This window comes from Herbaspirillum sp. WTB6, from assembly GCF_057457785.1.
The window spans coordinates 2,981,613-3,007,496 of sequence record NZ_CP176522.1 but is presented as its reverse complement, the minus strand read 5'-3'; the positions used below and the strand labels follow the sequence as shown (position 1 = coordinate 3,007,496).

General features: G+C 63.4%; 23 protein-coding genes and 1 riboswitch. Of the genes, 14 read left to right on the top strand and 9 right to left on the bottom strand.

The window, feature by feature from the left end; all coding sequences use genetic code 11:
* Nucleotides 1-110: 110 nt before the first annotated feature.
* From fdxA to nth, 6 genes are all read left to right on the top strand, one after another.
* On the top strand, nucleotides 111-434 hold the full coding sequence (gene fdxA, locus ACK2VC_RS14045) for a ferredoxin FdxA (protein WP_486733245.1): 324 nt from the start codon (nucleotides 111-113) through the stop codon (nucleotides 432-434).
* Nucleotides 435-531: 97 nt separating this feature from the next.
* Entirely contained in the window at nucleotides 532-1,611 is a 1,080-nt protein-coding gene (locus ACK2VC_RS14040; RefSeq protein WP_486731008.1) for an NAD(P)/FAD-dependent oxidoreductase, read from the top strand.
* Between the two features lie 139 nt (nucleotides 1,612-1,750).
* Nucleotides 1,751-1,851: riboswitch (TPP riboswitch) on the top strand.
* A gap of 57 nt (nucleotides 1,852-1,908) precedes the next feature.
* Nucleotides 1,909-4,056 carry a TonB-dependent siderophore receptor gene (locus ACK2VC_RS14035; protein ID WP_486731007.1) on the top strand — a complete coding sequence of 716 codons (2,148 nt, stop codon included), beginning with the start codon at nucleotides 1,909-1,911 and terminating at the stop codon, nucleotides 4,054-4,056.
* Between the two features lie 426 nt (nucleotides 4,057-4,482).
* Nucleotides 4,483-5,718 (top strand): polyhydroxyalkanoate depolymerase, encoded by a 1,236-nt coding sequence (locus ACK2VC_RS14030; RefSeq protein WP_486731006.1) that lies wholly within the window; start codon nucleotides 4,483-4,485, stop codon nucleotides 5,716-5,718.
* A 108-nt stretch (nucleotides 5,719-5,826) separates the two neighbouring features.
* Nucleotides 5,827-6,555, top strand: a complete 729-nt coding sequence (gene rsxB, locus ACK2VC_RS14025; protein WP_486731005.1) for an electron transport complex subunit RsxB — start codon at nucleotides 5,827-5,829, stop codon at nucleotides 6,553-6,555.
* Nucleotides 6,552-7,202, top strand: a complete 651-nt coding sequence (gene nth, locus ACK2VC_RS14020; RefSeq protein ID WP_486731004.1) for an endonuclease III — start codon at nucleotides 6,552-6,554, stop codon at nucleotides 7,200-7,202. Before rsxB ends, nth begins: the two co-directional genes overlap by 4 nt.
* Nucleotides 7,203-7,209: 7 nt before the next feature.
* Here nth and ACK2VC_RS14015 read toward each other — a convergent pair whose 3' ends face one another.
* Nucleotides 7,210-7,791, bottom strand: coding sequence for a malonic semialdehyde reductase (locus ACK2VC_RS14015; protein WP_486731003.1), 582 nt, complete (start codon nucleotides 7,789-7,791; stop codon nucleotides 7,210-7,212).
* Nucleotides 7,792-7,921: 130 nt separating this feature from the next.
* On the opposite strand from ACK2VC_RS14015, the gene ACK2VC_RS14010 reads away from it, so the two are divergent.
* Nucleotides 7,922-8,344 carry a DUF1841 family protein gene (locus ACK2VC_RS14010; protein WP_486731002.1) on the top strand — a complete coding sequence of 141 codons (423 nt, stop codon included), beginning with the start codon at nucleotides 7,922-7,924 and terminating at the stop codon, nucleotides 8,342-8,344.
* A 73-nt stretch (nucleotides 8,345-8,417) separates the two neighbouring features.
* On the opposite strand, the gene ACK2VC_RS14005 is transcribed toward ACK2VC_RS14010, so the two are convergent.
* The 3 genes from ACK2VC_RS14005 to ACK2VC_RS13995 all read right to left on the bottom strand — a co-directional run bounded on the left by ACK2VC_RS14005 (nucleotide 8,418) and on the right by ACK2VC_RS13995 (nucleotide 11,373).
* Nucleotides 8,418-8,771 carry a c-type cytochrome gene (locus ACK2VC_RS14005; RefSeq protein WP_486731001.1) on the bottom strand — a complete coding sequence of 118 codons (354 nt, stop codon included), beginning with the start codon at nucleotides 8,769-8,771 and terminating at the stop codon, nucleotides 8,418-8,420.
* An 11-nt stretch (nucleotides 8,772-8,782) separates the two neighbouring features.
* Nucleotides 8,783-9,109 (bottom strand): c-type cytochrome, encoded by a 327-nt coding sequence (locus ACK2VC_RS14000; protein WP_486731000.1) that lies wholly within the window; start codon nucleotides 9,107-9,109, stop codon nucleotides 8,783-8,785.
* A 152-nt stretch (nucleotides 9,110-9,261) separates the two neighbouring features.
* Entirely contained in the window at nucleotides 9,262-11,373 is a 2,112-nt protein-coding gene (locus ACK2VC_RS13995; RefSeq protein WP_486730999.1) for a preprotein translocase subunit TatB, read from the bottom strand.
* A 120-nt stretch (nucleotides 11,374-11,493) separates the two neighbouring features.
* Here ACK2VC_RS13995 and ACK2VC_RS13990 point away from each other — a divergent pair, with 120 nt between their 5' ends.
* The 3 genes from ACK2VC_RS13990 to ACK2VC_RS13980 all read left to right on the top strand — a co-directional run bounded on the left by ACK2VC_RS13990 (nucleotide 11,494) and on the right by ACK2VC_RS13980 (nucleotide 14,210).
* The gene (locus ACK2VC_RS13990; RefSeq protein ID WP_486730998.1) at nucleotides 11,494-12,348 is read left to right on the top strand and encodes an AAA family ATPase; all 855 of its coding nucleotides are present in this window, start codon (nucleotides 11,494-11,496) and stop codon (nucleotides 12,346-12,348) included.
* A gap of 96 nt (nucleotides 12,349-12,444) precedes the next feature.
* Entirely contained in the window at nucleotides 12,445-13,047 is a 603-nt protein-coding gene (locus ACK2VC_RS13985; RefSeq protein ID WP_486730997.1) for a GNAT family N-acetyltransferase, read from the top strand.
* Nucleotides 13,041-14,210: a vWA domain-containing protein gene (locus ACK2VC_RS13980; protein WP_486730996.1), complete on the top strand. Its 1,170-nt coding sequence runs from the start codon at nucleotides 13,041-13,043 to the stop codon at nucleotides 14,208-14,210. The genes ACK2VC_RS13985 and ACK2VC_RS13980 overlap by 7 nt, the downstream gene beginning before the upstream one ends.
* 22 nt (nucleotides 14,211-14,232) lie before the next feature.
* On the opposite strand, the gene ACK2VC_RS13975 is transcribed toward ACK2VC_RS13980, so the two are convergent.
* Entirely contained in the window at nucleotides 14,233-15,063 is an 831-nt protein-coding gene (locus ACK2VC_RS13975; protein ID WP_486730995.1) for a response regulator, read from the bottom strand.
* A gap of 232 nt (nucleotides 15,064-15,295) precedes the next feature.
* Between ACK2VC_RS13975 and ACK2VC_RS13970 the strand changes: the two genes are divergently transcribed.
* The 3 genes from ACK2VC_RS13970 to parC are packed head-to-tail and all read left to right on the top strand — an operon-like array spanning nucleotide 15,296 to nucleotide 20,428.
* Nucleotides 15,296-17,308 carry a DNA topoisomerase IV subunit B gene (locus ACK2VC_RS13970; protein ID WP_486730994.1) on the top strand — a complete coding sequence of 671 codons (2,013 nt, stop codon included), beginning with the start codon at nucleotides 15,296-15,298 and terminating at the stop codon, nucleotides 17,306-17,308.
* On the top strand, nucleotides 17,308-18,117 hold the full coding sequence (locus tag ACK2VC_RS13965) for a lytic transglycosylase domain-containing protein (RefSeq protein WP_486730993.1): 810 nt from the start codon (nucleotides 17,308-17,310) through the stop codon (nucleotides 18,115-18,117). Before ACK2VC_RS13970 ends, ACK2VC_RS13965 begins: the two co-directional genes overlap by 1 nt.
* A gap of 1 nt (nucleotide 18,118) precedes the next feature.
* Entirely contained in the window at nucleotides 18,119-20,428 is a 2,310-nt protein-coding gene (parC, locus tag ACK2VC_RS13960; RefSeq protein ID WP_486730992.1) for a DNA topoisomerase IV subunit A, read from the top strand.
* Here the strand turns inward: parC and ACK2VC_RS13955 are convergent.
* A complete protein-coding gene (locus ACK2VC_RS13955; RefSeq protein WP_486730991.1) occupies nucleotides 20,397-21,701 on the bottom strand; it encodes a PAS domain-containing sensor histidine kinase in 1,305 nt (434 codons plus the stop codon). The two genes, parC and ACK2VC_RS13955, sit on opposite strands and share 32 nt — an antisense overlap.
* Nucleotides 21,702-22,066: 365 nt before the next feature.
* Nucleotides 22,067-23,497 carry an aminotransferase-like domain-containing protein gene (locus tag ACK2VC_RS13950; protein WP_486730990.1) on the bottom strand — a complete coding sequence of 477 codons (1,431 nt, stop codon included), beginning with the start codon at nucleotides 23,495-23,497 and terminating at the stop codon, nucleotides 22,067-22,069.
* 174 nt (nucleotides 23,498-23,671) lie between these two features.
* Here ACK2VC_RS13950 and ACK2VC_RS13945 point away from each other — a divergent pair, with 174 nt between their 5' ends.
* The gene (locus ACK2VC_RS13945; protein ID WP_486730989.1) at nucleotides 23,672-23,998 is read left to right on the top strand and encodes a DUF2917 domain-containing protein; all 327 of its coding nucleotides are present in this window, start codon (nucleotides 23,672-23,674) and stop codon (nucleotides 23,996-23,998) included.
* A 30-nt stretch (nucleotides 23,999-24,028) separates the two neighbouring features.
* Here ACK2VC_RS13945 and ACK2VC_RS13940 read toward each other — a convergent pair whose 3' ends face one another.
* Nucleotides 24,029-25,222: an aminotransferase-like domain-containing protein gene (locus ACK2VC_RS13940; RefSeq protein WP_486730988.1), complete on the bottom strand. Its 1,194-nt coding sequence runs from the start codon at nucleotides 25,220-25,222 to the stop codon at nucleotides 24,029-24,031.
* A gap of 198 nt (nucleotides 25,223-25,420) precedes the next feature.
* On the bottom strand, nucleotides 25,421-25,879 hold the full coding sequence (locus ACK2VC_RS13935) for a RidA family protein (protein WP_486730987.1): 459 nt from the start codon (nucleotides 25,877-25,879) through the stop codon (nucleotides 25,421-25,423).
* Between the last annotated feature and the right edge of the window lie 5 nt (nucleotides 25,880-25,884).

Here is a 25,884-nt window from a genome sequence, read left to right as displayed (position 1 = left end):
TGGCGGAAGGAGTATATTGCCTTAAAATACAAGGCTTTGCGGCCGCTTGCGGGCAACCCTTGACGCCATGCGGCGGGCCGCCGTTCCAGGATTTTTTCGATAGGATTCCTATGACTCACGTTGTAACCGAATCGTGCATCCGCTGCCGCTATACCGACTGCGTTGATGTGTGTCCGGTGGACTGTTTTCGCGAAGGCCCGAATTTTCTGACGATCGACCCGGATGAGTGCATCGATTGCGCGGTGTGCGTCGCCGAATGCCCGGTCAACGCCATTTTTGCCGAAGAGGACGTGCCGGCCGATCAGCAGCAATTCATCAAGCTGAACGCGGACCTGTCGCGCAACTGGCCGGCCATTACCAAGACCCATGAACCGCTGCCGGACGCCGAAGACTGGAAGGACGTGCAGGACAAGCTGCAATACCTGGAACGCTGACGCAGACGTCGCCAGCCGCCATGCCGCCGAGAATTCACTCTTGCCGCGGCACCCAACCTTTGCCAGACACCCAATGAAACAGGAAGTTGAAAGCCGTATGAAACCCAGCGCCGCCCTTGCTGCCACTTCCGGCACCCAGTCGCCCGTCGAAACCGATGCCGTGATCATCGGCGCCGGACCGGTCGGGCTGTTCCAGGTATTCGAGCTGGGCCTCCTGGAAATCAAGGCGCACGTGATCGATTCGCTGCCGGTGGTGGGCGGCCAGTGCGTCGAACTGTATCCGGACAAGCCTATCTACGACATCCCGGCGGTACCGGTCTGCACCGGCCAGGAACTGACCGACAACCTGCTGAAACAGATCGAACCATTCGGTCCGACCTTCCATCTCGGGCAGGAAGTGTCGGTGGTCGAACGCCGCGACGACGGCCGCTTCAATCTCGAAACCTCGGCCGGCCTGCGCTTCATCAGCAAGACCATCTTCATCGCCGCCGGCGTCGGCTCGTTCCAGGCACGCCCGCTGAAGGTGGACGGAATCGAGCGCTTCGCCGATAGCCAATTGTTTTATCGAGTCAAGGATCCGGCGCGCTTCCACGGCAAGAACCTGGTGATCTGCGGCGGCGGCGACTCGGCGCTGGACTGGACGCTGGACCTGGTCGGCAAGGCGGAATCGGTCGTGCTCCTGCACCGGCGCGAGGAATTCCGCGCGGCGCCGGCCTCGGTCGCGAAGATGAAAGCCTTGTGCGACAACTACGATATGCAGTTGCTGATTGGCCAGGTCACCGGCTTCGAGACGCAAGACGAACGGCTGGCGCACATCAAGGTCACCGGCGCGGACGGCGTCACGCGGCGCCTGCCGCTGGACGACTTGCTGGTGTTTTTCGGCTTGTCGCCGAAACTGGGGCCGATCGCCGATTGGGGACTGGACATCGAACGGCGTCAGTTGAAAGTCGATACCGAAAAGTTCGAGACCAATGTGCCCGGCATCTTCGCGGTTGGCGACATCAATACCTACCCGGGCAAGAAAAAGCTGATCCTGTCCGGCTTTCACGAAGCGGCTCTGGCTGCTTTCGGCGCCGCGCCGTACATCTTCCCCGACAAGAAAATTCACATGCAATACACCACCACTTCGCCCAAGCTGCACAAGATACTAGGCGTGGAAAGCCCAGTGTTCGATTAACCCAGCTCACATACTGTACGGTGTATTTTTAATACCGCTTATTTTACAATCGAAAATAGGCCATTTTTGAATATACTCCTGCATTTATTAAATTTTTCAAAACTTGCCAGCAGGCACTGACAGTTTTGGCCTAGAATCCGCTTTTCGCTAGGGGTCCTGGAACGACAACGTTCCGGGTGAGAAATACCCTCTGAACCTGATCTGGATAATGCCAGCGCAGGGAAGCGCAACCAGTTTTCCCCTGTTTGCTTTCCCGCGCTTTTTTCGGGCGCTCGCGCCCTGCGGGATATAGCAAACATGTCAAGCCACCACCTTCCTTCGACTCCACTTTCATCGCGTGTCCTGGTTCTTGCCGCCTGCGCCTGGTATGCATCAGCCGTCGGCGCACAGCAAACCGAGCCGACACTGCCGGCAGTAGTGGTCAATGCGCCACCGGCGCCGCCGGTCAGGGCCGACAGCGCCAGCGTCGGCGGCTTTGGCAATGCGCCGCTGCTGCAAACCCCGGCCTCGATCCAAGTCATCACGCAGGAGCAGATGCAGAATCGCGGGATACGCCAAGCCACCGACGCGATGAAGTTCGACGCCAGCGTCAACGATGCCTACAACGCGGTCGGCTATGCCGAGCAGTTTTCGATCCGCGGTTTCGCGCTCGACAATATGTCCAGCTATCGCAAGGATGGGCTGACGATTTCCGCCGACGACGCCATCCCGCTGGAAAACAAGGAACAGATCGAAGTGCTGAAAGGCCTGGCCGGACTACAGGCCGGCGCCGCGACGCCGGGCGGCATCGTCAATTACGTCACCAAGCGCCCGACCGCGACCGAGCTGCGCTCGCTCACGCTGGAAGCGCGCGAGCGCGGCACGCTCTACGGCGCGCTCGATCTCGGCGGCCGCTTCGCCGACCAGCGCTTCGGCTACCGCATCAACGCCGCCGCCGAAAAATTGCGCTCGTATATCAAGGGCGCCGACGGCGAACGGCAATTCCTGTCCGGCGCCTTCGACTGGCGCATCAGCCCGCAGGCGCTGCTGCAATTGGACCTCGACTACCAGCACAAGGCGCAACTGACGGCGCCCGGCTTCCAGTTGTTCGATGGCGTCCGCTTACCAACCGGGATCGACCCCACCACCATGCTGAATGACCAGCCATGGGCCAGGCCGGTAAAAACCGACAGCAACAATGTCGGGCTGCGTTTCGAATACCGATTCAATGCCGACTGGCAGGCGACGCTGGCAGCCAACCGGAATGCCTTCCGGCGCGACGACTACACCGCGTTTCCGTACAGTTGCTCGGCGCTGGTCTACCCGGTCGTCGGTTTTTGCGCGAATGGCGACTACGACGTCTATGACTATCAAAGCGCTGGCGAAGCGAAAACCGTGCTGAACGGCCAGGCGCTGCTGCAAGGTAAATTTGCCACCGGACGCATCCGCCATGCGCTGACCATAGGCTTGTCCGCCTCCGGTCGCCGCGATGAATTCGGCGAGCCGGTCTATGACTGGATGGGCAGCAGCAACATCTACCAACCACAAATCGTGCCGGCCTCGACCAATTCCACCGGCCCGGTCTCGCTGCGCCGCAAGGAAACGCAAAGCGCGTTGTTCGCGCAAGATATCCTGAGCCTGTCGGACGCGATCCGGCTGCATCTCGGCGCCCGCCACACGCGGCTGCAACGCGATCAATTCGACGCCGACGGCAGCTTGAGCGCGCGCTACGACCGCGGCTATCTGCTGCCGAACGTGGCGCTGGTATTCGCTCCCGCGCCCCATTGGTCGCTCTACGGCGCCTATTCCGAAGGCCTGGAACAGGGCGGCATCGCGCCATTCGGCACGGCCAATGCCAACCAGATGCTGGACCCGAGCGTCTCGCACCAGCTTGAAATCGGCGTCAAGGCCGAACTGGCGCCCGACATCGCCATTTCCGCGGCGCTGTTCCAGATCAAGAAGCCGCTGGAAATCATCGACGGCAGCAACACCTACCTGCGCCGCGGCGACGCCGTGCACCGCGGCCTGGAACTGGCGGCACAGGGGCAAGCGACGCGCAACCTGGTGCTGGGCGCAAGCCTGATCGCGCTCGACGCCACCCAGCAAAACACCGGTGACGCAACACTGGACGGACGGCGCGTGACCAACGTGCCGAGCTTCAAGTCGGTGCTGTATCTGGATTATTCGGTGCCGCAATTGACCGGCCTGAACCTGAACGGCAGTTGGCAATATGCGGGCAGCAAGGCGTTCAGCCCGGACAATAGCGTCACCGTGCCCGGCTACCATGTGTTGAATCTCGGCGCGCGCTACGCGACCCGGATTGCCGGCAAGCGCACCACGCTGCGCTTTCAGGTCGACAACGTGCTGGATCGCTTCTACTGGCGCGATGTCACGCAGGAACTGGGCGGCTACCTGTTCCCGGGCGCGCCGCGCACCTTCCGCGTGTCGGCGCAATTCGATTTTTAAGCACGCCGGCGCCGCTTGTCAGGGCAACAAAGACTCGCGCGTCTTTCGTGCACCGCACCATATTCAATTCTGCAGAGCGGAACATTTGGTCAATTTTGACGAAATTTCCGGAATTTTGCTGTACTCGCGCAACGGCTTTTCGCTATGATTGACAGATTCCGCGTGGCAATGTGCGCCTGAAATTGCATTCAGGGCAGCGCTTGCTACGCGCGGGACATGATTGCCGGCAGGAAGCCAGCCACAGAAATGCAGGTCGCGGCTGACGCTTCCCTTCTACCCCGCCATCTGGTTTACCGAATCGTGCTGCCGGATATTGGAGCAGCAATATCACCGCAGGTTGCGATGGCAAATTGAAAAATGGTTTATGCTGCAACGCAGAAAAGCATGTTTTTCAGCCGGCATGGATCTGATCTGAAGAGGAGTCTCATGCTTTATCAACTGCACGAAATGAACCGCACCATGCTGACCCCGCTGATGCACTGGGCGGAGATGTCGGCCGAGCTATTCTCGAACCCGGTCTCGCCGCTGGCGCACACGCCGTATTCGCAGCGGATTGCAGCCGGGTATGAATTGCTGTACCGGCTCGGCAAGGACTATGAAAAGCCGCGTTTCAATATAGATAACGTGGCGCTCGGCGCACGGACGGTTGGCATCATCGAGGAAATCGTCGAAAAGCGGCCGTTCTGCAGCCTGCTGCATTTCAAGAAAGATTTGAGCGCTAAGGAGTTTTCCGCCCTGAAGCAGCCGACCGTACTGCTGGTGGCGCCGCTGTCCGGCCACCACGCCACCCTGCTGCGCGATACCGTCAGCGCCCTGCTGCCGCTGCATGACGTCTACATCACCGACTGGAGCGATGCGCGCATGGTGCCGCTGTCGGCCGGCGCGTTCCATCTGCACGACTACATTTACTACGTGCAAGACTTCATTCGCCGCCTCGGCCCCGACCTGCACGTGATTTCGGTGTGCCAGCCGACGGTGCCGGTGCTGGCGGCGATTTCGCTGATGGCCAGCGCCGATGATCCGAAGCTGCCGAAGACCATGATCATGATGGGCGGCCCGATCGATCCGCGCGAATCGCCGACCCAGGTCAACGACCTGGCCACTGAAAAGCCGTATGCCTGGTTTGAAAACACCGTGATCGACCGCGTGCCGGCCAACTTCCCCGGCGCCGGCCGCAAGGTATACCCCGGTTTCCTGCAGCATGCCGGATTCCTCGCCATGAACCCGCGCCGCCACGCGCAAAGCCATTGGGAGTTCTACAAGCACCTGGTCAAGGGCGACAATGCGTCGGCCGACGAGCACCGCAAGTTCTATGACGAATACAACGCGGTGCTCGACATGCCGGCCGAATACTATCTGGAGACGATCAAGATCGTGTTCCAGGAATTCCGCCTGCCGCAGGGCACCTGGGAAGTCGAAGGCAAGCTGGTGCGGCCGCAGGACATCCGGGAGGTCGCACTGTTTTCCATCGAGGGCGAGCTGGACGACATTTCCGGCTCCGGCCAGACCGAAGCTGCGCACGGATTGTGCAGCGGCATACCGAAAGCGAAAAAGAAGCATTTCACCGCACCGAAATGCGGCCACTACGGGATCTTTTCCGGTCGCCGCTGGCGCGAGATCATTTGCCCGCAAATCGGCGAATTCATCAGCACCCATCGCTGAAGCAGTCGCTTCCGCCCGTTTGCAACAGCCGTTTTCCGGTGCCGGAAAACGGCTTTTCATTTGGCGCCGCAGTTGGCGTCCGAACGCATTTGCCGGGATAATCATCCCATGTCGTCGAATCCTCCAGTCCCATCCCATGGCACCGCGCTTGCGGACCGCATCGAAGACCTGTTGCCGCAAACGCAGTGCACCAAATGTGGCTTTGCGGGATGCCGGCCGTACGCGGAAGCGGTTGCCGCCGGCAGCGCCGCTTACAACCAGTGCCCGCCCGGCGGCGCGGCCGGGGTAGCCCGACTGGCGGCGCTGCTCGGCCAACCGCCCCTGGCGCTGAATCCAGCCAATGGCACCGAACGGCCGCGCGCGGTGGCGCTGATCGACGAAGCCCTGTGCATCGGCTGCACCCTGTGCATCCAGGCTTGCCCGGTGGACGCGATCGTTGGCGCCGCCAAGCAGATGCACACGGTCATTCCGGACCTGTGTACCGGCTGCGACTTGTGCGTGGCGCCGTGCCCGGTCGATTGCATTGCGATGGTCGAGGTCACGCCCGGCCGCACCGGCTGGGATGCCTGGTCGCCGGCGCAGGCCGATACGGCGCGGGAACGCTTTGCACTGCGCCAGGATCGGCTGCAGCGCGAAGCGCGCGAAAACGACGCCCGGCTGGCGGCCAAGGCGGCCGCCAAGCTGCAGGAATTGAGTACTGAAACGCAGCAGACCCCGCAGCAGCAGGAGGAGGCAGCGCGCAAGAAGGCGATCATCGAAGCGGCGATCGAGCGCGCACGCTTGCGCAAGGAGCAAATGGCGGCGACGGACCGCGATCAACACCAAGAGCAACCATGAATGACGACAAACGACGCGAGATTTTCCTGAGGTTTCAGGCCGCCAACCCACATCCGACCTCAGAGCTGGAATACACCACGCCGTTCGAATTGCTGGTCGCGGTAATCCTGTCGGCGCAAGCCACCGACGTCTCGGTCAACAAAGCGACCCGTCGCCTGTATGCAGTCGCCAATACGCCGGCAGCGATAGCCGCGCTCGGGGTCGACGGGCTGACGCCGTACATCCAGAGCATCGGCCTGTATCGCACCAAGGCCAAGAACGTGGTTGAGACCTGCCGCCGCCTGCTGGCTGACTTCGACGGCCAGGTGCCGCGCTCGCGCGAAGCCTTGCAGTCGCTGCCGGGGGTCGGACGCAAGACCGCCAACGTGGTACTGAATACCGCCTTCGGCGAAGCGGCGATCGCGGTCGACACCCATATTTTCCGCGTCGCCAACCGCACCGGCCTGGCCCCGGGCAAGACCGTGGATGCGGTGGAACACAAGCTGATGAAGGTGGTGGCGCCCGAATTCCGGCTCAACGCGCACCACTGGCTGATCCTGCACGGGCGCTATACCTGCCTGGCACGCAAGCCGCAATGCTGGAACTGCATGATCGCCGACCTGTGCGAGTACAAGGCGAAAACGCCGCGGCCGGCCAGCGGCGTCTGACCCGCGATCAAACAACCTTGCAGGCCTGTTCGAACGACAGCCGCGGCGAGCGCGCGTGCAGATGCTCGCCATTGCCGTAACCGAGGCCGCAGACGAAATTAGCGCGCACCGAGGTGCCGGCAAAAAATTCCTGGTTCACCCGTTGCGGGCTGAAGCCGGACATCGGGCCGCAATCGAGCCCGAGCGCGCGCGTCGCGACGATCAGGTAGGCGCCCTGCAGCGAGGAATTGCGGAACGCGGTTTCCTCGATCTTGGCCGGATTGCCGGCAAACCAGGAGCGGGCATCGGTGTGCGGAAACAACTGCGGCAGCTTTTCGTAAAACTCCAGATCCATGCCGACGATTGCGATCACCGGCGCGCTGCGCGTCTTGTCCACGTTGCCGGGGTCCATGCAGGCCACCAGCCGCTCCTTGGCCTCGGCCGACTTGACGAACACCAGGCGCGCCGGCGAGCAGTTGGCCGAGGTCGGTCCCCATTTCATCAGTTCAAAAATCTGCTCCAGCAGAGCATCGTCCACCGGCCGGTCGGACCAGCGGTTGTGGCTGCGGGCGTGGCGAAAGAGCGTATCGAGTGCGGCATCGTTCAACATGACAATCCATCGTGAAATGAAAAAATGCCGTGGTTACGGCACAAAGCGTTGCGTATGGTAGCCGAATGCGCGTCCGCCTGTGGGCCGCCAAGCCGCTACAATGAAACCTTCACCGTTTTCGCGACCTCCGATGTTCAATCCATCCCAGCACGAAGTCCGGCAATTTTTTTGCGAAGTGCAGCGCAAGCAACGCCACAATCAAATCCTGACCCCGCTGGAAGCGATTGCGCGCGACTGGATCGTGCAGCATCCCGAATATAACGATGCACTGAGCGATGTCGAGCAGGCGCTGGCCGCCGACTACACGGTGGAGCACGGCCAGAGCAATCCCTTCCTGCACCTGGCAATGCACCTGTCGATCGCCGAACAACTGTCAATCGATCAGCCGCCCGGTATCCGCGCCGCCTTCCTGGCGCTGGCGCAACGCCTGGGCTCCGAGCACGAGGCGCATCATCAAATCATGGAATGCCTGGGCGAAATGATCTGGACGTCGCAGCGCAGCGGCCTGCCGCCGGATGGCGCGGCCTATCTCGAATGCGTCCAGCGGCGTTGAAACCGGAATTCTCCCCATCATAAAAAAAACCACGGCCAGCCGTGGTTTTTTTTGGTTTCAGAGCCTGCTGTGATTACTTGCGCAGCACCAGTGTTCCCGGCAGGCTGTGCAGGTATGCCGCAATGTTCTGGATGTCCTGGCGTGACAGCGCCTTCGCCTGGCCGCCCATGATCGCGTTACCGCGGCCATTGGCGCCGTTGGCGCCGCGCTGGTAGCCCAGCAGCGCATGCTCCAGGTAATCCTGGTGCTGGCCGGCCAGCTTCGGGTAGCTCGGATCGATCGGCGTGTTGTAGTCGGCGCCGTGGCAAGCGGCACAGTTGAACTTGGTGGCGGCGGCCTTGCCGGCTTCGGCATTGCCGCCCGCCAGCGCGCCGGCGGCGGCGGTCGCGCAGAATACGGCCACAAGCGAGGTGAGAATCTTGTTCATGTGCGTCCCCGTTATTTTTGTTGTGCGTAATAGGCTGCGAGATCGGCGATGTCCTGATCCGACAGGCCCTCGGCAATGCCGCGCATCGACGGATGCTTGCGATCGCCCTTCTTGTACGCATGCAGCGCGCTCTCGATGTATTTGGCGCTCTGGCCGCCTAGCATCGGTACCGCGTAGACTTCGGGGAAGGCGGTCTTGTAGCCGGGGATGCCGTGGCAACCGATGCACATGGCGACCTTGTCTTTCTCCTTGGCTGCGTTGGCGTTGCCGACCAGATCCGCAGCAACGGCAAAATTGGCAGCCGCCGCCAGCGCGAGAAGTGCGAATATTTTTTTCATATTGAGCGGAGTAGTAAGAAGCGGAACCGGTTTTTATCGCAATGCGCGGCAGAATTGATCCAAATCATTGCCCCGTAGCACAAAAAGTGACTAATTCTAACTCAATAATATTGCTTCGTCCAAACTCGTTTTGGGGTGTGGCGACGGTGTGATCAGGCTTGCCGGCGCCTGCGCTGTGTGGCGCGCTCCAGGGTTTCAAGCGTCGCGGCGTCGGAATTCTGTCGATTCCTGCCGGGCAACAGAAAAAAGCGCGGTGCCGCCAGCATGCGCCGCGCCAGCGCGCGCAGCACCAGCCGGCGCGCACGCCCTGGCACTTCGCGCGCGCGCAGTGCCAGCATCAGCGCGCAGCCGAAACCAACGCCGATGTTCAGCAAGCCGGTAACACCGACGCCGGCCAGCGCCAGCCAGAATTGCGGTGAAGTCAGGGCGTTCCAGCCGAGACTAGAGGCAGCCGCCACCAGCGCCCCCGTTGCCAGCGTCACTTGCCGCACGTCAAGCGGCAGGCCGAAAAATTCCGCCACTACCGGCACGATGCCGAGCAGCGTCGCCAGCGCCAGGTAGCCGGCGATGCGCGCCAGATTGCGCTCCAGCCAGTCGGCGCAGCGCTCGGCCCGGGCCGCGCCCAGAACTCGCACCAGGCGCCGGTTCTGCGCCAGCGACTGGCGCAAACGGCGCAGCGCGAACCAGTTATCGGCAGAGCCGGCCAGCAAGCCGGCCAGAAACAGCAGCACGCCGGTCGATGCGGCCAACAGCGGCGTTGCGCCCACCAGCGACAATTGCTCGAGGACGGCATGAGCCTCGCCGGCGCTCATCAACGGTATGCCGCGCAGCCAGCCGTGTGCCAGCGCCAACCCGCCCACCGTCGGCAGCACGGCCAGCACATTCCCTGCCAGCACCGCGCTCTGCGCCCGCAACAGATGGGCGATTTCGATCAGCAAGCGGCGCAACCCGGATGTCGTATCCAGCGCGCCCGTCCGGGCCGCCAGTGCCGGTGCGGTCGCCGCCGGCTGGCAGCCGGCCAGCCGCCCGCCGACGACAACCATCGCCAGAAAAATCGCGGCATAACCGAGCGCCGCAAAAGCGCCTTCAAAAAATCCGGCCATACCGGCGCCGGGGGTACTCAGGAAAATTTTTCCCACCACCGCACAGCCAGCGACACCGCCGCCGATTGCCGCCGCCTTCAGCAGTGCCCGGTATTCCCGGCGGTCACGCACGCGGTAACGCTCGCCGTGCGCGCTATTGCGCTCGACCGCCTTGCGCGCGCGCAACGCGAAACTGCGCTGCACCAGGCTATGGATCGACGAGCGGTGATGATGGGCGGCAATCAACTCTGCTAGCAGCTTCTGTGCCTGCACCTGCCCGTCGCCCTCGCTGTCGCCATCGGCGGCGCGCAAGTCGATCAGGCAGCCGATGCGCAGCAGTTGCGCCCGCATTCGCTCGACCTTGTACACCAGGCTGAGCGACACCCCGTATTCATCCAGATGCGCATAGATCTTGTCGGTCTGCGCCTGGCAAACCGCGATCAGCATGCGCACACTGCGCAGCGCGCCGACGTCATGCGCACCGGCAACCAGGAATTTCTCCAATTCACGCCGCAGCGCCATGAACGGCGTCGCCTGCAACGGCAGCCTGGCCCCCAGACGCTGGCGGAATTCCGGGCTGATGCCGACTGAAATCACCACCGTCGCCAGGTAAGTCAGGGCTTCATCGATCTGCTTGCGATAGGCATGGGCAATGCCATCGTCCGCCGCCAGTTTCCAGATGCGCCGCAGCATCTGGCGCTCCATCCCCAGCAACCAGTCGGCATCGGCCGGTCTGGGAAACATCGCGGTAAACAACGCCGACAGATCCATGTTGGCCGGCGCACGCGGCAACATTTTCCGGGCGACGCGCTGGCCGAGCTCGCTGAAGAAGGCCGGCTCGCGCGGCAGGCCTGTAGCGGAAAACAATTCCGGGCCGCTCGCTTCGCGCAAGGTTTTTTGCAGCGTGGCCTGCACCAGCCGGCGCAAGTCGCGATGGCCATCCAGCCAGTCCAGTAGGAAATGCACCCGCTGATAGCGCCCGTCCGCCGCCTGTTCGCTGCGCAGCCATTCGGCAACGTCGATCATCCAGTTGGCGCGCTGATCCCAGCCGGCAAACGGGTTGGCGCGGCCCATCAGCGCCGCTACCTGCGATTCGTCATGCAGGTGCGGCGTGTGCCGGGCACGGCTACCGCGGTGCAACCGGCGCCAGAATACACCGATCTTGAGCAAGAATATTTTCATGTGGAAAGGGTGGTTTGTTGCAGGTCGGCCACCGCCGGAGAGCATTCCCGGCGGCGCACGGCGGCGATCCTGATCTCGCTTATACTGGGGCATAATTTTTTTCTTCTCGATGACACCGCTATGCGACCAGACACCCGTTTCGAAGGTTCCCAGACTTATGTTGCCACCGACGACCTCAAACTGGCCGTCAACGCCGCCCTGCGGCTGCAGCGCCCGCTCCTGATCAAGGGCGAACCGGGCACCGGCAAGACCATGCTGGCCGAGGAAGTGGCGGCGGCGCTCGGTATGCCGCTGCTGCAATGGCACGTCAAGTCCACTACCAAGGCGCAGCAGGGACTGTACGAATACGACGCGGTGTCGCGCCTGCGCGATTCGCAGCTGGGCGACGAACGCGTCAAGGACATCCACAACTACATCGTCAAAGGCGTGCTGTGGCAGGCCTTCACCGCCGGCGAACAGGTGGTCCTGCTGATCGACGAGATCGACAAGGCCGACATCGAGTTTCCGAACGACCTCTTGCGCGAACTCGACCGCATGGAGTTCTACGTCTATGAGACGCGCGAAATGGTGACGGCCAAGCACCGGCCGCTGGTGATCATCACCTCCAACAATGAAAAGGAATTGCCGGACGCCTTCCTGCGCCGCTGCTTCTTCCACTACATCAAGTTTCCCGACAAGGACACGATGCAGGACATCGTCGGCGTCCATTTCCCGAACCTGAAAAAGGACTTGCTGGCGCAGGCCCTGCAGACCTTCTACGAAGTGCGCGATGTGCCGGGCCTGAAGAAAAAACCATCGACTTCGGAACTGCTGGACTGGCTGAAGCTGCTGCTGGCCGAAGACATCCCGCCGGAGGCGCTGCGCAGCAAGGATGCCAAGACCGTGGTGCCGCCGCTGCACGGCGCGCTGCTGAAGAACGAACAGGACGTGCACCTGTTCGAGCGCCTGGTGTTCATGTCGCGCGCTAATCGATAACAGGAGTATGCCTAAAAACCATGCGTTTTTCGCAGATTTTCCGGCGAACTTGAAAAATACTCCAACAAGTATGAAATTTATTTCCTGATCACGGCCATGATGCAGCTGCAACCGCTCACCCTTGCCGGCCGCCACGCAAGCCTGGAGCCGCTAACGCTGCAGCAGCGTGACGCGCTGGCGCTGGCGGCAGCCGATGGCGAGTTGTGGAAGCTCTGGTACACCTCGGTGCCGGCGCCCGAGGGCATGGCGGCCGAGATCGAACGCCGCCTCGGCCTGCAAAAGCAGGGCAGCATGCTGCCGTTCGCGGTACGCCGGCTCGACACCGGCGCGCTGTGCGGCATGACCACCTACATGAATATCGACAGCGCCAACCACCGCCTGGAAATCGGCTCGACCTGGTACGCCGCAAGCGCACAGCGCACCGCGATCAACACCGAAGCCAAGCTGCTGCTGTTGACGCATGCGTTCGAGACGCTGGCCTGCATCGCGGTCGAATTCCGCACGCACTGGATGAACCAGCAATCGCGCGCGGCGCTCGCCCGCCTTGGCGCCAAACAGGACGGCATCCTGCGCAACCACCAGCGGCTGGCCGACGGTTCCTTGCGCGATACCGTGGTGTTTTCCATCATCGCCTCGGAATGGCCGACGATTCGGCGCCATCTGCAATTCAAACTCGACCGCAAGGAAGTGCCGTGCTGATCGATTTCTTCTTCACGCTGAAAGACGCCAAGATCCCGGTCTCGATCAAGGAATTCCTGATCCTGCTGGAGGCGATGCAAAAGAGCGTGATCGCGCCCTCGCTCGACGATTTCTACTACCTGTCGCGCATGACGCTGGTCAAGGACGAAGCGCACTATGACAAGTTCGACCAGGCCTTCGGCCACTACTTCAAGGGCATCGAGGCGGTGTTCGACAAGAACGGCGAGATCCCGCTCGACTGGCTGGTGCAGCGCATGAAGCGCGAGCTGACGCCGGAACAGATCGCCGAGCTGGAGAAATTCGGCTACGACAAGCTGATGGACCGCCTGAAGCAGCTGATGGAAGAACAGAAGGAACGCCACGAAGGCGGCAGCAAGTGGATCGGTACCGGCGGCACCTCGCCCTTCGGCCACGGCGGCACCAACCCGGAAGGCATCCGCATCGGCGGCAAGGGTGGCAACCGCACGGCGGTCAAGGTGTGGGAGGCGCGCGCCTACCGCGACTACGACGACGAGCGCGAACTCGGCACGCGCAACATCAAGGTGGCGCTGCGCCGCCTGCGCAAGTTCGCGCGCGAAGGCGCCGAAGATGAACTGGCGCTGGACGATACCATCCGCGCCACCGCCAACAACGCTGGCTACCTCGACATCAAGATGCAGCCGGAGCGCAAGAACAACATCAAGGTGCTGATGCTGTTCGACGTCGGCGGCACCATGGACGACCATATCGCGCGCACCGAGGAATTGTTCTCGGCATCGAAGACCGAATTCAAGAACATGGAGTTCTACTACTTCCACAACTGCGTCTACGACTACATGTGGAAGAACAACCGGCGCCGCCACGCCGAGCGCTTCCCGACCTGGGACATCTTGCGCAAGTACAAGCCGGACACCAAGCTGATCTTCGTCGGCGACGCCACCATGAGCCCGTATGAAATCCTGCAGCCGGGCGGCTCGGTCGAATACAACAACGAGGAAGCCGGCGCGGTCTGGCTGGCCCGCTTCACCAGCGCCTTCCCGAAATTCATCTGGCTGAATCCGGAGCCGGAAGGGCTGTGGCAGTACCGCCAGTCGATTTCGGTGATCCGCCAGATCATGAACAACCGCATGTTCCCGGTCACCATCGACGGCCTGGAACGCGGCATGCGGCTGCTGAGCAAATAGGCAGATCGGCGAACCAAGCCAGCTAGCGCGTCAGCGGCAAAAACCTGTTCAGGACCGGCAGCAACTGCTGCCGCGTCAGCGGTTTCATCAGAAAACCGTCGCAGCCGGCTGCCTTCGCCTGAACCCGATCGTAGTGGAAGCTCGCGTCCGTCAAAAACACCACCGCTGGACGCAAGCTGCCGACGCGCTTCTTGATTTCAGCGCACAGATGATACGGATTGGCCTCGGGCGCGGCGGTATTGATCAGGACCAGCACCCGGGCGTGCACCGCACAGGCGTCCAGCGCGGCCGCCGCGCTAGCCACCTGCTCGACGTCGATCTGGTGCGGCGCCAGAATCTCGGCCAGGACATCGCGCAAGGCCGAGGAGTGATCGACCAGCAGCACGCCGTGGTTGGCCGCCGGGGCGGCCCGCATGCGCTCGTACTCGGCCGGATCGGTCAGGTCGAAATCGACCCGGTTGCGGCGACGCCGTTCCGGTACCGCTACCCGGTGCGCCGCCTGCAGACGGACTAGTGCCGCGCTGCGCTGGTCGAGCAGCGCGTCGAGCGCCTCGAACAGGCGGTTCCAGCGTATCGGCCGTGGCACGGAGGGATGCGGCAACTTGACCGAGGGCGAGCCGATCAGCAAGGCCGGGCGCAGCACGCTCGGGCCAAGGGTGGACAATGTCGCCAGCGCCGCCAGCTCGTCGCCATTCACCAGGAAGGCGTCGGCGTCCTGTAAGCTGTCGTCCGGCAAGCGGGAATAACGATAGCGGCGGCCCTGCTCGATCGGTAAGGTGGCGGCCAGAACGCTGGCTTCATGAGGTGGAAAGCCGATGAAGCGCAGTGCAATCGACGGCTGGGTAGCGGGCATATGGACCGGGCAAAGTGGGGAATGTTTTGCCATTTTAACAACTAAACGGCGTCAGGGCCTGCCGCTTGTTCCGAATGCCACAGCGCCGCCCGATCTCTGTACGCCACTGCCGCGAGGCGCTTTGCCGCTGCCGCAGCGCACGCTTTTTTTCATTAGAATGCAGCATCTTACGTTTTCCGCCCTTGGCGCGTGTTGAATACAAGCGCGCTTTTTTCCATCACGTCCGAATTGCATGGCCACCAAAAAAAATTCCGTATCCGATTACAGCGAATCCTCGATCCGTGTCCTGAAGGGGCTGGAGCCGGTCAAACAGCGGCCGGGCATGTATACCCGCACCGAAAATCCGTTGCACATCCTGGCCGAGGTAATCGACAACGCCTCGGACGAAGCGCTCGGCGGCTACGGCAAGGAAATCACGGTGACGCAGCATGCCGACGGCAGCATCAGCGTCGAGGATGACGGGCGCGGCATTCCGGTCGGCCTGCACCCGGAAGAACAGGTGCCGACGGTGGAAATCGTGTTTTCCCGGCTGCACGCCGGCGGCAAGTTCAACAAGGGCGCCGATGGCGCCTATGCCTTTTCCGGCGGCCTGCACGGGGTTGGGGTCTCGGTCACCAACGCGCTGTCGTCGCGCCTCGAGATCACGGTCTGGCGCCGCGACGAGCATGGCAACGGCGTGCACCGGATGGCGTTCGCCGACGGCGAAGTAATCGAACCGCTCTCCTCGGCACCGGCCGCGCGTGGCGACAAGAAATCCGGCACCCGCGTCACCGTCTGGCCCAACCCCAAATATTTCGACTCGGCCGCGATTCCGCAAGCCGAGTTGCAACGCCTGTTGCGCTCCAAGGCGGTCTTGCTGCCGGGGGTAGTGGTGACGCTGGTCAGCGCCAAGGCCGGCAAGAATGAAGAACAGCGCCAGACCTGGCACTACGAGCACGGCTTGCGCGGCTATCTGCTGGAAGCGCTAACCCAGGCCGGCCACGGCGATTTGCTGATCCCGCTGTTCGAGGGCGAACAATACGCGGCGGCCGACACCGACGGCTTTGCCGAAGGCGAAGGCGCGGCCTGGGTGGTGGCCTGGACCGAGGAAGGCAGCGTGGTGCGCGAATCCTACGTCAACCTGATTCCGACGCCAAACGGCGGCACGCATGAATCGGGCTTGCGCGACGGCCTGTTCGGGGCCCTGAAAAGCTTCGCCGAAATGCATTCGCTGCTGCCCAAAGGCGTCAAGCTGCTGCCGGAAGACGTCTTTGCGCGCGCCTCCTTCGTGCTCTCGGCCAAGGTGCTGGACCCGCAGTTCCAGGGCCAGATCAAGGAACGCCTGAATTCGCGCGATGCGGTGCGGCTGGTGTCGGGTTTCACCCGCTCGGCGCTGGAGTTCTGGCTCAACCAGCACATCGAGTACGGCAAGAAGCTGGCGGAGCTGGTGATCCGGCAGGCGCAAACCCGGCTGCGTTCGGCGCAGAAGGTGGAAAAGAAAAAATCGTCCGGGGTGGCGGTGCTGCCGGGCAAGCTGACCGATTGCGAGTCGCACGACATTTCCCGCAACGAACTGTTCCTGGTGGAAGGCGATTCCGCCGGCGGCTCGGCCAAGATGGGGCGCGACAAGGAATTCCAGGCGATCCTGCCGCTGCGCGGCAAGGTGTTGAATTCCTGGGAAACCGAGCGCGACCGCCTGTTCGGCAACAATGAAATCCACGACATCGCGGTGGCAATCGGGGTCGACCCGCACGGCCCGAACGATGCGCCGGATTTCAGCAACCTGCGCTACGGCAAGGTCTGCATCCTTTCCGACGCCGACGTTGACGGATCGCATATCCAGGTGCTGCTGCTGACGCTATTCTTCAAGCACTTCCCGCAATTGATCGAACGCGGCCACGTCTGCGTGGCGCGGCCGCCACTGTATCGGGTGGACGCCCCGGCGCGCGGCAAGAAGCCGGCGCAAAAACTGTATGCGCTGGACGACGGCGAACTGGCGGCGATCGAGGACAAACTGACGAAGGACGGCGTGAAGGACGGCGCCTGGAGTATTTCACGCTTCAAAGGACTGGGTGAAATGAATGCCGAGCAGTTATGGGAAACCACGATGAACCCGGATACCCGGCGCCTGCTGCCGGTGGCGCTGGGTGAATTCGACGCCGCGGCGTCGGCGCTGCGCTTCAACATGCTGATGGGCAAAGGCGAAGCAGCGGCGCGCCGCGCCTGGCTCGAAGAGCACGGCAACGAGGCGGAAGCCGATATCTGATGCAGCCAAAAGCCTATCTCGCGGCGTTATGCTGGGCAGCGTGCAGCGTGCTGCCGCTAGCCGCGCACGCCGACGTGTATGGCTATGTCGACGACCAGGGCATGGGGCATTTTTCCACGGTCAAGCTGGATGGCCGTTATCAGTTGTTCCTGCGCGGCGGCGACAAGCCGTTCGAGGCAGCCGACCTGCTGACGCCCGGCAAGCTGACGCGCCAACCGGCCGCGCCGGCATCGCCGCTGCTGCAAGCGCTGGCGCAACATCCGAACCTGAAAAAATACGAAGCGCTGCTGGAGCAGGCGGCGCGCGAATTCAAGCTCGAACCGGCGCTGCTGAAAGCCATCATGGCAGCCGAATCCGGCTTCAACCCCGGTGCGGTATCGCCCAAGGGCGCGGTCGGCCTGATGCAGGTGATGCCCGAGACCGCCGCCCGCTATGGGCTGCAGGCCGACAGGAAGAAAAGCATCGCGCAAAAGCTGACCGACCCCAAGACCAACATCCGCCTCGGCGCTCGTTACCTGCACGACTTGCACCTGCTGTTTCCACAGCGCCCGGACCTGGTGCTGGCTTCCTACAACGCCGGCGAAGGCGCGGTGCAGAAGTACGACAACAAGATTCCACCCTACCCGGAAACCCGCAATTACGTGAAGCTGGTGACCGAGTTCTACCAGTTGTATCAGCCGCCCGAACTGGCGCGCTTCCAGCGCATCCGCATGACGCTTCCGGCACGCCGGAATTTGCCGGAGCCAGTGCCGGAACTGTCCGAGCTGCCCAGCCTCCCGCCGTCCTTACCCGATCCATTTGCCGAATAAGATGACCGAACAAGCCAACCTGTTTGACGCCCCCGCCGCCGATGGCGAATCCCTGACCCTTGCCTCTTTTGCCGAACATGCCTACCTCGAGTATGCGATCTCGGTGGTCAAGGGGCGCGCGTTGCCGGATGTCTGCGACGGCCAGAAGCCGGTGCAGCGGCGCATCCTGTACGCGATGAACCAGTTGGCGCTGAATGCTGGCGCCAAACCGCGCAAATCGGCGGCAGTAGTGGGCGACGTGCTGGGCAAGCTGCATCCGCACGGCGACCAGTCGGTATACGACGCGCTGGTGCGCATGGCCCAGGATTTCTCGCTGCGCTATCCGCTGATCGACGGCCACGGCAACTTCGGCTCGCGCGACGGCGACGGCGCCGCCGCCATGCGTTACACCGAGGCGCGCCTGACGCCGATCGCCAAACTGCTGCTGGACGAGATCGACATGGGCACGGTCGATTTCCAGCCCAACTACGACGGCTCGACCGAGGAGCCGAAGCTGCTGCCGGCGCGGCTACCGTTCGCGCTGTTGAACGGCGCCTCCGGCATCGCGGTCGGCCTGGCCACCGAGATCCCGTCGCACAACCTGCAGGAAGTGGCGCAGGCGGCGGTGGCGCTGATCCGCAATCCGAAGCTGCCGCACGCGGAATTGATGAGCCTCTTGCCCGGCCCCGATTTTCCCGGCGGCGGCCAGATCATCACCTCGGCGACGGCGCTGGCCGAGATGTACCAGAGCGGGCGCGGCAGCCTCAAGGTGCGCGCGCGCTGGAAGATCGAAGACCTGGCGCGCGGCCAGTGGCAGTTGGTGGTGACCGAGCTGCCACCGGGCACCTCGTCGCAAAAGGTGCTGGAGGAAATCGAGGAGCTGACCAACCCGAAAGTCCGGCTCGGCAAGAAATCGCTGTCCGCCGAACAGCAGGCCAACAAGCAGCTGATGCTGGCCCAACTCGATGCGGTGCGCGACGAATCGGGCCGCGAGGCACCGGTGCGGCTGGTGTTCGAGCCGAAATCAAAAAACCTCGATCGGGACGAATTCGCCAACCTGCTGCTGGCGCATACCTCGCTCGAATCGAGCACCTCGATCAACCTGGTGATGATCGGCGGCGACGGCCGGCCACGGCAGAAGGGCTTGAGCCAAATCCTGCAGGAATGGATCGAGTTCCGCTTCGCCACCGTCACCCGCCGCACGCAGTTCCGGCTGCAGAAGATCGACGACCGCATCCATATCCTGGAGGGGCGCGAAGCGGTCCTGCTGAACATCGATGAAGTGATCCGCATCATCCGCCAATCGGACGAGCCGAAGCCGGCGCTGATTGCCGCGTTCCGCCTGTCCGAGCGGCAGGCCGAGGACATCCTGGAAATCCGCCTGCGCCAGTTGGCGCGGCTGGAGGCGATCCGAATCGCGCAGGAACTGGCCGAGTTGCGCAGCGAGAAGGAAACGCTGCACGAGCTGCTGGACAATCCGGCGGCGCTGAAGCGGCGCGTGATCAAGGAAATCGAGGCCGACGCCAGGCAGTTCGGCGACGCCCGTCGCACGCTAATCGAGGAAGCGGAAAAAGCGGTGGTCGAGCAGAAGGTGGTCGACGAGCCGGTGACGGTGATCGTGTCGCAGCAGGGCTGGGTGCGCGCGCGCGGCGGCCACGGGCACGACGCCAGCCAGTTCTCGTTCAAGGCCGGCGACCGCATGTACCGTAGCTTCGAGTGTCGCAGCGTGGACGATTTGCTGGCCTTCGATTCGGGCGGGCGCGTTTATTCGGTCTCGGTGGCGCTGCTGCCGAACGGCCGCGGCGACGGCGTGCCGGTGACGACCCTGATCGATCTGGCGGCGGGCGCCAGCCTGCTGCACTATTTCGCCGGTCCCGCCAACAGCACGCTGCTGTTGGCGTCCGACGCCGGCTATGGCTTCACCGCCCGCGCCGGCGACATGACCAGCCGCACCAGGGGCGGCAAGGCCTTCGTCACGCTGGATGCGGACGACAAGCCGCTGGCCCCGGCACCACTCGCCGAGGATGCCAGCGCCATCGCCTGCCTGTCGGCACGCGGACGGCTGCTGGTATTCGGCCTGCAGGAAATCAAGACGCTGGCCAATGGCGGGCGCGGCGTGATCCTGATGGATCTGGAACCGGGCGAGAAGCTGCTGGCGGCGCAGCCGATCAGCCAGAAAGGCGTGCTCGTTGCCGGCAGCGGGCGCGGCGGCAAGGCGCAGGAGGTGACGCTCTCGGCTGCCGCGCTGGCACCGCATATCGGCAAGCGCGCGCGCAAAGGCCGGCTGCCGACGGCAAAAATCAAGCCGGAGACGCTGGCGCCGGTGGCATAGCCGGCTGAGCCGTGGCCGGCTGCAGTCCGTCCACCAGCGGGATCGATACCGTCAGCGCCGTGCCCTTTCCGGGCGCGCTGTCGATCGCCAATTGTCCCTGCAGGTAGCTGATCCGTTCGCGCATCCCGACCAGCCCGAACGAACCGGACTTGCGCGCCGCGGCGGTGTCCATACCGACACCATCGTCGCCGATTTTCATGATCAGCATGCTATCGCCACGGCGTAACTCGATGGTGGCGCGGCCGGCCCGCGCATGGCGCACGATATTCGCCAGGGCTTCCTGCAGGACGCGGAACAAGGCGATCGCGCGCTCCTCCCCCACGGCGGCGTCGAAATCGGCGCCGCCGCCGATCAGCTCGCAGTCGATTCCGCTGCGCCGCTTGAAATCCTTGATCTGCCATTCGATGGCCGCGTGCAGCCCGAGATCGAGCACCGGCGGCCGCAGATTGTTGATGATGCCGCGCACCGACTGGATGGTCAGATCGATCTGCTGCAACGCCGCACCGGTCCGCTGGCGGAGGCTGGAATGCGGATTGCCGGCACGCGCCTGCAGGCGCGAAACGTCGATGCGCAAGGCCAGCAGGCTTTGTCCCAGTTCATCATGGATCTCGCGCGCGATGCGCTTGCGTTCTTCTTCCTTGACGTGCTCCCGGTGCGCGCCCAGATGACGCAGCAATTGCTGCGATTCGCGCAGCAACTGGTTGGCCGCAAGCAATTCGGCGGTGCGGCGGCGCACCTGTTGTTCCAGTTCGTCATGCGCCACTCGCAGCGCCTGCGCAACGTCGCGGCAGGCGCTGATGTCGCGCGCCGCACCGGCCACCGCCTCGACCGTGCCGTCGGCGGCCAGCACCGGCGCAAAAACGTATTCGTGACAGCCGCCCGCCCCGAGCGCCAGGGTAGACGGGGTTTCGTGCCGCACCGGCTGGCGGCTGTCGATCGCCTGCATGATCAGCCGCTGCAAGGTCGCCGCCAGTTCGGGCGGATAGCCGAGTTCGGAAAAATTCCTGCCGAGGATGTCGGCCGCCGGCCGTCGCAGCAATCCCGCAAACGCCTGATCGACGTCACAGAAACGGCCGTTCAGATCGAACGCGTAATGGAAATCGGACACTGCCGCCAGCGCGGTTTCAAGCCAGCGCGGATGAAGATCGGCATCGGCGCCCTGACGCGCCGCCGGCTGCGGTTCGCCCGCAGTTGTCGGTGGCCCGGCGTTCGGGCTGGCCGCCGCCTCGACGGACGGTAATCCGCCGCCTTCCGGAAACCCAAAAGCGCTCATGACTGCCTTCCTGTTGAACCAGCCGTACCCGGCAGGATTCGCGAGCTCCCGATATCGGGGCGCTTGCCCGGGTTGCTCCTGCCGCACCATCGCCCGACTCTATATCGAAGCCGGACAAGGTGGTCAATCCATCCATCGCAAAACGACCCGGTCAGAGCCCAAGGTGGAGCCGACGGTTCATGTCATTATTTACAATAGGAAGGAGTATATGAAAAACTCATTTGAGGTACAAGCAGAATATTGCACCACTGTTTAGAGTATATCGAAGGAGCAGAAAGTTGGTGAGGGCTTTTTTCGGCTGCGGCAGGCTGTGATCAAGCCTGTCCCGGCAGGGCCCGATTCGAGCCGGCCTTCGCCTGCACGCCTCAGGCAGCGTCGGCAGCCCGCGCCACCAGCACGCCAAGGTCGCGAATCGCCTGCGCAATCGCCGGGCTCCAACTGTTGCCATAGTTCAGCCGCAGGTAGTTGGTCTGTCGGCCGCAGGCGGAAAACAGTTGGCCGGGCATGAAGGCGATGCCGTTCTTGAGCGCGCGGCCATGCAACGCCAGCGCATCGACGTGGGGCGGCAACTGGATCCACAGCACGAATCCGCCCTGCGGTTCGGAAATCGCGCATTCCGCCGGAAAGGCGCGCGCCACCGCGTCCGACATTTGCGCCGCGCGCTGCGCCAGGGCGCGCCGCATCTTGCGGACCTGGTTGTCATAGCTGCTGCCGGTCAGGAAGTCGGCCATGACTTCCTGGAAAAAATGGCTGGTGGTTCCGCTCGACACCGTTTTCAGGAACGCGACCTGCCGCGCGTACTTGCCGGCCGCCACATAGCCGACCCGCAACGCTGGGCTGACCGCCTTCGAAAACGAAGAGCACAACATCACGTTGCCGGAGGTGTCGTAGGCCTTGACCGGCCACGGCCGTTCCGCGCCAAAACAGAGGTCGCCGAACACGTCGTCCTCGATCAGCGGCACCTGATGCCGCGCCAGCAGCGCCGCCAGGCGCTTCTTGTTGGCCTCCGGCATCACGCTGCCGAGCGGATTGTTGGCATGCGGAACGAACAGGCACGCCTGCACCAGGCCTTCGCCCAGCGCCAGTTCCAGGGCGTCGATCGAGGGCCCGGTCTTGGGGTCGGTCGGAATCTCGAGCGCCTTCATGCCCAGGCTTTCGATCAATTGCAGCAGCACGAAGTAGGTCGAGGATTCGATCGCGATCGTGTCGCCCGGCTTGGCCACCGCGCGCAGGCACAGGTTGATCGCCTCGGCACAGGAATTGGTGACGATCAGCTCGCGCGGATCGAGCTTGCCCCAATCGAGCGCACGCCGCGTCACCTGGCGCACCAGGTTCGGCTCGTTGATATCGAAACAGCTTTCCCGCGTCAGCAGGCTCGGCGCGCGGCGCGCGATGCTGCTGATGGCGCGCTGGATGCGCTTGACCGGCAGCAATTCATCGGACGGCCAGGCGGAACCGAGCTGGACCAGCCCGGGTGCGCTGTTGGCTTCCAGAACCTGCATCAGCAGGTTGTTGATGCCGACGAAGATCGGCTCTTTCAGCGCTGGCGTGCTGGCGATGCTGTGCAAGGTCCGCACCCGTTGCCGCACGTAAAACCCGGCTTGCGGCCGGGCATCGACCAAGCCGCGATCTTCCAGCAGGCGCAGCGCCTGCATCACGGTGCTGATCGACAGCCGCTTCTGCTGCGCCAGGTGGCGGATCGAGGGCAGGCGATCGCCTGGCGCCAGAACCCGGCTGGCGATCAACGCGCCCAGTTCGTCGGCCAGGTTCTCATAGAGGTTGAGTTGTGCGGACATATCGGCAGTGTGCTGCGAATGACGTCCGGCGGCAAGGATACAGTGCCGTCGTTTTTCGACCAGTACAGTTTAATCCAATGCCAACTGTGATGGTCACAATTTCAGTTTGCTGCATCTGTTCGGAACCTGGGCCGGCACCTATTCTGAAGCCCTGTCGAACCGAAGGAGAACGAGATGGAACCGAAAGTGATTGCCCGCGCAAGCAGCCGGATTGACTTCGATCTGCACGAAAACCATCCGCTGCGGATGCGCGGCGCGCGCGGCCGCAAGATCGAGGCGCTGGCCGGCACCATCTGGATAACCGCCTACAACGAGCTCACCGATTTCCAGCTCAGCCCGGGCCAGGTGTTCGTGGTGCCGACCGATGGCCTGACGCTGGTGGAGCCAATCGGGCGCGGCACGGTGCGGGTCGAGCAGGAAGCGTCGTGGGGGCACGGACTGCAGCGGCTGCTGGCAGCGCTGCCTGTGCGGCAGTTTGCGAAAAAGGAATGCGCCTGCTAGCGCCTGCGCCACCGGCGCAGGCACCGCGGCTTACATCCTGGCCGCAACCAGTTTGGCGAGCAGCGCCACACCTTCGCGGATTTTCGCCGGCGGCACGGTCACGAACGACAGGCGCAGCGTATTCGACTGCGGCGCGCCGGCATAGAACGGAGCGCCCGGCACGAACGCGACATTGTGCGCGATCGCCTCGTTCAGCAAGGCCATGCTGTCGATCTGCGGCGGCAGCGTGACCCAGATGAACATACCGCCTTCCGGCCTGGTCCAGCGCACGCCTGCCGGAAAAAATTCGTCCAGCGCCGCCAGCATCGCCTGGCACTGATCGGCATACAGCGTGCGGATGGTCGGAATGTGCTGCTCGAGGAAGCCATCCTTGATCACTTCATGCACCACCATCTGCGTCAGTTGCGCGGTATGCAGGTCGGCCGCCTGCTTGGCCTGTTCCAGCTTGCGCACCAGCGGCTGCGGCGCCACCACGTAACCGAGCCGGATACCGGGCGTCAGCACCTTGGAAAACGACCCCATATAGATCACGCCATCCGGATTCATGCCCAGCATTTTCGGCAACGGCGCATGGCGGTAGCTCAGGGCGCCATACGGATCGTCCTCGATCAGCGGCAGGCCGAGGCGGGCGCAGTTCGCCACCAGCGCATGGCGGCGTTCGAGCGACAGCGTGCGGCCAGTCGGGTTCTGGAAATTCGGCAGCGCGTACAGCATGCGCGCGCCCTGCCCGGCGGCGGCCACCGCGTCCGGCAGCAAGCCGTCGTCGTCGCTCGCCACCGACACCAGTTCGGGCCCGTACACCGAAAATGCCTGCAGCGCGCCGAGATAGCTGGGGGTTTCCACCAGCACCCGATCGCCTTCGTCGATCAGCACCTTGCCCAGCAAGTCCAGTCCCTGCTGCGAGCCGGACACCATCAGCACCTGCTCCGGCGCGATGCGCGCGCCGTCGGCCGACAGCGAATCGGCGATCCAGGCGCGCAGCGGCGCGTAGCCGTCGGACGGCCCATACTGCAGCGCCACCTTGCCCTGCCCGCTCAGCACACGCTCATAGGCGGCGCGCATCTGGGCGACCGGAAACGTGGCCGGCGACGGCAGGCCGCCGGCAAACGAAATCACTTCCGGGCGAGCGGTGATTTTCAGGATGTCGCGGATCACCGAGCTTTGCAGTTGCTGCGCGCGGCGGGAGAAATGCCATTGCATCGGACTGGGGTTTTCCATTTTCATGTTCGTCTCGCTGGTTTTATAGGGCAACTGCAACGCCTGCCAGTCACCGGGTTATCGGGTCTGCTCGTGACAGCCCATATAAAAACGGCACTGGATAAGTGCCGCCTTGCCTGTCGGGGCGGCCGCCAGCGATCGCCGGCGCCCTCCCCGATCCGGTTCGCGTGACTTGCCGCATCACGCCGATCAACGTCGGTGCGCTCAGGCGATTTCCGCAATCAATTCGATTTCGACGCAGGCGCCCATCGGAATCTGCGCCACGCCGAAAGCCGAACGCGCATGCTTGCCGGCCTCGCCGAACACTTCGGCGAACAGTTCGGAAGCGCCGTTGGTCACCAGGTGCTGCTCGGTGAAGTCGCCGGTGGAATTGACCAGGCTCATCACCTTGACGATGCGCTTGACCCGGTTCAGGTCGCCGCCGCAGGCCACCTGCAGCGTCGCCATCAGGTCGATCGCCACCGCGCGCGCAGCCAGCTTGCCTTCCTCGGTCGTCATGCCATGTCCGAACTGGCCAACCCAGGGTTTGCCGTCCTTTTTCGCGATGTGGCCGGACAGGAAGACCGTGTTGCCGGTTTGTACGTACATCACGTAGGCAGCGGCAGGCGTGGCCACCGCCGGCAGTTCAATATTCAGTGCGCGCAGTTTTTCGTAGTACGACATGGGTG